General features: G+C 73.7%; 5 protein-coding genes. 4 read left to right on the top strand and 1 reads right to left on the bottom strand.

Annotated elements, in window-relative coordinates; all coding sequences use genetic code 11:
- Nucleotides 1–159: 159 nt before the first annotated feature.
- Genes JHD21_RS18940 through JHD21_RS18925 form a run of 4 tightly spaced genes read left to right on the top strand, consistent with a single transcriptional unit; the run spans nucleotide 160 to nucleotide 5,609 of the window.
- Nucleotides 160–2,142, top strand: coding sequence for a glycosyltransferase family 39 protein (locus JHD21_RS18940; protein ID WP_292678376.1), 1,983 nt, complete (start codon nucleotides 160–162; stop codon nucleotides 2,140–2,142).
- Nucleotides 2,139–3,416 (top strand): bifunctional glycosyltransferase family 2/GtrA family protein, encoded by a 1,278-nt coding sequence (locus JHD21_RS18935; RefSeq protein WP_292678374.1) that lies wholly within the window; start codon nucleotides 2,139–2,141, stop codon nucleotides 3,414–3,416. The genes JHD21_RS18940 and JHD21_RS18935 overlap by 4 nt, the downstream gene beginning before the upstream one ends.
- On the top strand, nucleotides 3,413–4,558 hold the full coding sequence (locus JHD21_RS18930; protein WP_292678372.1) for a peptidoglycan bridge formation glycyltransferase FemA/FemB family protein: 1,146 nt from the start codon (nucleotides 3,413–3,415) through the stop codon (nucleotides 4,556–4,558). The genes JHD21_RS18935 and JHD21_RS18930 overlap by 4 nt, the downstream gene beginning before the upstream one ends.
- Before the next feature lie 4 nt (nucleotides 4,559–4,562).
- Nucleotides 4,563–5,609, top strand: a complete 1,047-nt coding sequence (locus JHD21_RS18925) for an alanine racemase (RefSeq protein WP_292678370.1) — start codon at nucleotides 4,563–4,565, stop codon at nucleotides 5,607–5,609.
- On the opposite strand, the gene JHD21_RS18920 is transcribed toward JHD21_RS18925, so the two are convergent.
- The gene (locus tag JHD21_RS18920; RefSeq protein WP_292678368.1) at nucleotides 5,570–6,991 is read right to left on the bottom strand and encodes a glycosyltransferase 87 family protein; all 1,422 of its coding nucleotides are present in this window, start codon (nucleotides 6,989–6,991) and stop codon (nucleotides 5,570–5,572) included. The two genes, JHD21_RS18925 and JHD21_RS18920, sit on opposite strands and share 40 nt — an antisense overlap.
- Nucleotides 6,992–7,112: the final 121 nt, after the last annotated feature.

Raw genomic sequence — 7,112 nt, 5'->3', positions numbered from 1 at the left:
CTCCTGCACCCAGTCCGACGCTTCTGCACCCAGATCTCGGTGCAGAAGCGGCAGGGTCACCGGATATCCGGGGACTCCGCCCCACCCCGCCCCCGCCTCACAGGTAGGCCACAGGTCCACCATACCGCAGCAGCAGGCGGGGCTCCCACCGTGTGAGGCATGAGCCTCGCGACCGACGTACGCCCCGCATCGACGCCGTCCAGCACCCCCGCCACGTCCGCTGACCCACCTCGCTGGCGATCGGCCGACCCCGCCCGGGCAGCCCTGGTGGCGCTGCTGGTCGGCACCGGCGTGCTCTACCTGTGGGGGCTCGGCGAGTCGGGCTGGGCGAACTCGTTCTACTCGGCCGCGGCGCAGGCCGGCTCGGAGTCCTGGACGGCGTTCTTCTTCGGCTCCTCCGACGCCGCCAACAGCATCACGGTCGACAAGACCCCCCTCTCCCTGTGGCCGATGGCGCTGTCGGTGAAGCTGTTCGGGCTCTCGTCGTGGAGCCTGCTCGTGCCGCAGGCGCTGATGGGTGTCGGGACCGTCTGGCTGCTGACCGCGACCGTGCGGCGTACGACGGGGTCGGCGGTGGCCGGCCTCCTCGCCGGTCTGACGATGGCGGTCACGCCGGTCGCGGTGCTGATGTTCCGGTTCAACAACCCCGACGCCCTCCTGACGCTTCTCCTCGTCGGTGCCGCGGCCGCCACGCTGCGCGCCGCCGAGGAGAAGACCACGCATCCGGTGCGCTGGCTTTCGCTGGCCGGCGCCCTGGTCGGGCTGGCGTTCCTCACCAAGATGCTGCAGGCGTTCCTCGTCCTGCCCGCGCTCGGCCTGGTCTACCTGCTCGTGGCGAGCGCACCGCTGCTCAAGCGGTTCGGCCACCTGCTCGTCGGGTTCGTCGTGATGCTGGTGACCGCCGGCTGGTGGGTCGCGGCGGTCTCGCTCTGGCCGGCATCGAGCCGCCCCTACATCGGCGGCTCCCAGGAGAACTCGATCCTCGAGCTCACGCTCGGCTACAACGGGCTGGGCCGGCTGACGGGCGACGAGGTCGGCTCGGTCGGTGGCGGCGCCGGCGGCGCGGGCGGCGGCATGTGGGGCCAGACCGGTCTCGGTCGGCTGCTCGACAGCGAGAACGGCGGCCAGATCGGCTGGCTGCTGCCGACCGCGTTGCTCCTCCTGGTCGCCGGCCTCTGGCTGACGAGACGCGCCCCGCGCACCGACCGGACCCGGGCGGCGCTCGTCCTCTGGGGCGGCTGGCTGGTCGTCACCGCGGCGACGTTCAGCTTCATGGCCGGCATCTTCCACGCCTACTACAGCGTGGCCCTGGCGCCGGCGGTCGCGGCCCTCATCGGGATCGGCGGGTGGCTGCTCTGGACCCGTCGGGACTCGCTGGTGGCCGGGTTCGTCGCGACGACGGCGGTGGCGCTGACCAGCGTCCTGGCGTTCTTCCTGCTCGGCCGCACCCCGGACTTCGTCCCGTGGCTGCGCTGGGCGGTGCTGGTCGTCGGGCTGGTGGCCGCACTCCTGGTGGCCGGCCTGTCGCTCATGCCGCGCCGGGTCGCCGCCGCCGTGGCGGTCGTCGCCCTGCTCGCGTCGCTGGCCGGCCCGGGGGCGTACGCCGTCGAGACCGCCGCGACGCCGCACACCGGCTCTATCCCGACCGCGGGTCCGTCCGGTTCGAGCGGGTTCGGAGCACCCGGCGGTGGCCAGGCTCCCGCGGGCGGCCCGCCCGGCGGCGGCACCCAGACCGGTGGACCCGGTGGCGGTGCGGGCAGCCTGCTCAACGGCAGCGACCCGTCGGCCGAGCTCACCACGCTCCTGCAGGCCGATGCCTCGTCGTACACCTGGGTGGCCGCGGCCGTCGGGTCCAACAGCGCGGCCGGCTACCAGCTGGCCAGCGAGGAGCCGGTCATGGCGGTCGGAGGGTTCAACGGCTCCGACCCGTCGCCGACGCTGGATGAGTTCCAGGCCTACGTCGACGCCGGGGAGATCCATTACTTCATCGGCGGCGGCGGGCTCGGCGGCGGCCAGATGGGCGGGAGCGAGTCGAGCAGCGAGATCGCCACCTGGGTGGCCGAGAGCTTCGCGACCGTCACGGTCGACGGCACCACGGTCTACGACCTCACCCGGCCCCTCGCGGCCGGGAGCGCGACGTGAGCGCCGAGCAGTGGCCGGCCCTGCCGCTCGGGTCGCTGGGGGCGGGGGCCCGGACGACGGTGACCCTCGACGTGGTCGTCCCGGTCTACAACGAGGAGGCCGGCCTGGCCCCGTCGGTCGGCCGGCTCCTGGACTACCTCGACGCGATGCCGTGGTCGTTCCGGGTCACCATCGCCGACAACGCGAGCACCGACGGCACCGCCGTGGTCGCCCGGCGGCTGGCGCACACGCACGAGGCGGTCCGCGTCGTGCACCTGGCCGAGAAGGGCCGCGGCCGGGCGCTCAAACGGGTGTGGATGGAGTCGGACGCCGAGGTGCTCGTCTACATGGACGTCGACCTGTCCACCGACCTCAACGCCCTGCTCCCACTGGTCGCGCCCCTGGTCAGCGGGCACTCCGACCTCGCCATCGGCAGCCGGCTCCGGGCCGGCTCCCGGGTCACCCGCGGACCCAAGCGGGAGGTGATCTCCCGGGGCTACAACCTCCTGGTGCGGCAGGCGCTGCGCACCCGCTTCTCCGACGCGCAGTGCGGGTTCAAGGCGATCCGGCGCGATGTGGCCCGCGAGGTGCTGCCGCTGGTCGAGGACGACGCCTGGTTCTTCGACACCGAGCTCCTCGTCCTGGCCGAGCGGGCCGGCCTGCGGATCCACGAGGTCCCGGTCGACTGGGTCGACGACCCCGACAGCCGCGTCGACATCCTCCGGACGGCGTACGACGACGTCCGCGGCATCCTCCGGCTCGGCGGCAACCTGCTGGCCGGCAGGATCCCGCTGGCCGACGTCACCGAGCGCTTCGGTCGGGCCTCGGCCGACGCGCACGGCGGCCGGGTCGGCATGCAGCTGGTGGTGTTCGCTCTCGTCGGCGTGCTCTCCACGGTGGCGTACGCCGGGCTCTACCTGCTCCTCCGCGGACCCGTCGGCGGCTCGCTGGGCGCCCAGACCGCCAACCTGCTGGCCCTGTTGCTGACCGCTGTGGCCAACACCGCAGCCAACCGGCGGTTCACCTTCGGCGTCCGCGGCCGGGCTGGCCGGCTCCGCCACCAGCTGCAGGGGCTGGTGATCTTCGCGGTCGGGCTCGGCCTGACCAGCGGGTCGCTGTGGCTGCTGCACGCGACCGGCTCGACGAGCCACGGCGTCGAGGTCGCGGTGCTGACGGTCGCCAACCTGGCGGTGACCGTGGGCCGGTTCGTGGCGCTGCGGGCCTGGGTGTTCGTGCGGGCCTCAGCTCACCGCCCACCCGGGCCGGCCACCGCGCCGGATAGCCTCGCCGGGTGACCCAGGGAGATCTCACCGTCGCGGCGATCTCTGCCGAGGAGCACCTGGCGTTCCTCCAGGGCCAGCGGTCGGCGAGCTTCCTCCAGACGCCGGCCTGGCCCTCGGTCAAGCCGGAGTGGCGGGCGGAGTCGATCGGGTGGCGCGAGCCCGGGGGCGCCCTCGTCGGCGCCGGGCTGGTCCTCCACCGGCCGATCCCTCGGCTGCGGCGCTACACCTTGGCCTACCTGCCGGAGGGTCCGGTCCTCGACTGGGAGGAGGCCTCCGCGACCGGGCTGGGCCGCTGGCTCGACCCGATGACCGCGCACCTGAAGAAGGGGGGCGCGTTCGGCATCCGGATGGGCCCCCGCGTCGAGACCCGCCGCTGGACCGCGGCGCAGGTCAAGGAAGGTCTCGCCGATCCCGCGGTCCGCACCCTCCGCGACGTGCCGACCGACGTCGACCCGGTGGGCGCCCGGGTGACCGAGCACCTCGCGACCCACGGCTGGCGCGACCAGCACGCCCCCCAGGGGTTCGGCAGCGGCCAGCCGCAGTACACCTTCGCGGTCCCGCTCGCCGGGCGCGACGAGGAGGACGTGCTGCGCGGCATGAACCAGCAGTGGCGGCGCAACATCAAGAAGGCCGACAAGTCGGGCGTCGTCGTCACCACCACGGACGGCCTGGACGGCGACTCGCTCGCGCGGTTCCACGCGCTCTACGTCGAGACCGCCGCCCGCGACCACTTCACGCCACGCCCGCTGCCGTACTTCCGCCAGATGGCCCAGGCCATGAACACCGAGTCGCCGGACCGGCTCCGGCTCTTCCTGGCCACCCACGACGACGACCTTGTCGCGGCCACGATCTATGCCCGGGTCGGCGCGCACACCTGGTACCTCTACGGCGCGAGCTCGACGGCCAAGCGGGACGTGCGCGGCTCGAACGCCGTGCAGTGGGCGATGCTGCGCGAGGCCCTCTCCGCGGGGGCCGACGTCTACGACATGCGCGGCATCACCTCGACCCTGGACGCCGACGACTCCCACGTGGGCCTCGTCCAGTTCAAGGTCGGCACCGGCGGCGAGGCCGTGGAGACCGTCGGCGAGTGGGACCTGCCGCTGAACCTGCCGCTCTACAAGGCGTTCGACCTCTACATGAAGCGGCGAGGCTGACCTCGTGCCTCTGCAGCTGACCGTCGACGGCGAGCGCTGGCGCGCCCACCTGCGCCGGATCGGCGACGGGCTGCCCGGTCTGGTGCCGGTCGCCAAGGGCAACGGCTACGGCTTCGGGCTCGGCCGCCTCGCGCGCAAGGCCGACTGGCTGGGGGTGGAGGCGCTCGCCGTGGGGACCTACGAGGAGCTGCCGCAGGTCGCCGACCGGTACGCCGGCGACCTGCTCGTCCTGACGCCGTGGCGGCAGTTCGCCGACCCGGGGACCCTCGCCGCCAAGCACGCGCACCGGGTGATCCACACCGTGGGCCGGCTCGAGGACCTCGAGCAGCTCCTCGAGCGGCAGCCGTCCGCGCGGCTCGTCCTCGAGCGGCTGACCTCGATGCGGCGCCACGGACTGTCCGCCGCGGACCTGCGCACCGCGATCCAGCGCGTCTCCGGGCACCCGCACGCCCGGCTGGAGGGCGTCGCCGCCCACCTCCCGATCACCCAGGGAGCGCACCTCGCCGAGGTGGAGCGGGTCCTGGAGGAGGCCGGACCCGGCATCGGCCAGGTCTGGGTGAGCCACCTGACCGGCGACGAGCTGACGTCCCTGAGCGCCGCGCACCCCGACCTGCGGGTGCGGCCGCGGATCGGCACCGACCTCTGGCTGGGGGACCGCGGCGCGCTGGTGGTCACCTCGACCGTGCTCGACGTCCACCCGATCAGGAAGGGCGAGGCGTTCGGCTACCGCGGTCGCGCGGCGCCCAAGGAGGGCCACCTGCTGGTGGTCAGCGGCGGCACCGCGCACGGCATCGGGCTGGAGTCGCCGATGAGCGGCTCCGGCCTTCGCGACCGGGCGGCGACCGTGGCCCGCGGCGGCCTGGACGCCGTCGGCCGCGTGCGCTCCCCGTTCTGGGTCGGCGGCGAGCAACGCCTGTTCGCCGAGCCGCCGCACATGCAGGCGTCGATGCTGTTCCTCCCCGCCGACGCGGGCGTGCCCGCGGTGGGCGACCTGGTCGACGCGCGGGTGCGCTACACCGCGACGACGTTCGACCGGGTCGAGCTGACCTGACCCGGCGGTCCCAGCCCCGCCAGGGCGGTCGCGTGGACCGGGTCCTCCCGCGGCCACCAGATGTCGCGGACGACCATCACGCAGAGGTAGAGCTCGGCCGAGATCCGCACGGCGATCGCCAGCCAGTAGAACGCCGCGTCCTCGCCACCCGCGGCCGTGAGGTCCCCGTCGAGGTACCACCACACCGACGCGAAGTAGAGGACCTCCCCGGCCTGCCACACCAGCTGGTCGCGCCACCGGGGCCGGGCCAGCACCGCCAGCGGCAGCAGCCACAGCACGTACTGCGGCGAGTAGACCTTGTTGACCAGCAGGAAGCCCGCGACCACGAGGAACGCCAGCTGCGCGAACCGCGGTGTGGTCGGGGCCCGCAGGCCGAGCAGGGCCACCCCGGCGCACCAGACGCCGAGGATCGCGTAGGACCAGAGGTTGATGGTGTGCGCCGAGAACGCGTGGTCCGTGGCCTGGCTGACCACCAGCCACGCGCTGCCGAGGTCGGCGACGCGTTCGGAGTTGAAGGTCCAGAAGACCTCCCACTGCTCACGCCCGGTGAGGTACGCCGGCGCGTTGGCGACCAGCCAGGTGGCGGTCCCGGCCAGCACGACGCCGGTCAGCTCCCGCCAGCGGCGTTCGCGCACGCAGATGACGACCAGGCCCCCCAGCAGCAGCAGGGGGTAGAGCTTGGTGGCGGTGCCGAGGCCGATGAGCACGCCGGTGAGCAGCGGGCGGCCCCGCGCCCAGGACCACAGAGCGCCGGCCACGAGCACCACCGCCAGCATGTCCCAGTTGACGAGGAAGGTCAGGGCCAGCGCCGGCGACAGCGCGAACAGGGCGGCGTCCCAGGGGCGGCCGCGGTTGACCCCGGCCAGCAGCCACGCCGACAGCAGTGCGAGTGCCGCGAAGAGGAGGGCGTGCACGATCACGAAGGCGCGGATCTCCCGCTGCACCTCGGGCTGGCCGAACAGCGAGCTCGACGAGACCCGCTGCCGGGCCTCCACGTCCGGCGAGCCGGTCAGGACGTGGGTGACCTTGGCGAGCCCGTAGGCGACGTACGAGATCCCGACCGGGTACTCCATCACGTCGTAGCGGGCGCGCACCTGCTCGTCGCCCGAGAACGGCCACTGCGCCTCGACCATGCCCCGGCCGGTGTAGAGGTAGGGCAGGTCCGAGTAGCACATCTGGGTGTAGCGCCTGTCGTCCGACCAGGTCTCCTCGTAGCAGCCGGCCTTCTGCACCATCCCCAGGGCGATGCACACGGCGGTGAGCGCCAGCACCACGCGCACCGGCGTCCACCAGCGGTGACCGGCGGACCGGGTCCCCAGCGGGCCACCCACACCCTCACTGAGGGCCTCGACGACGGGATCGTCGTGCGACGGGTGGGTCACCAGGTCAGCATCCACCAGGACCGGCGGGAGGCCGACGAGCCCATCGGCCGCGGGCCGGCCGACTGCGACGCGCCGGCCGTCGGCGTGTTGCTCGGCGTCGGCGTGGGGGTCGGGGTCGGCG

It is taken from the genome of Nocardioides sp. (genome assembly GCF_016462705.1).
Taxonomy (GTDB): Bacteria; Actinomycetota; Actinomycetes; order Propionibacteriales; family Nocardioidaceae; genus Nocardioides.
This window is presented reverse-complemented; position numbering and strand designations above follow the sequence as displayed.

Coding starts and splice junctions, on each gene's coding strand:
- JHD21_RS18940 (WP_292678376.1), top strand. CDS start 160: ATGAGCCTCGCGACCGACGTACGCCCCGCATCGACGCCGTCCAGCACC.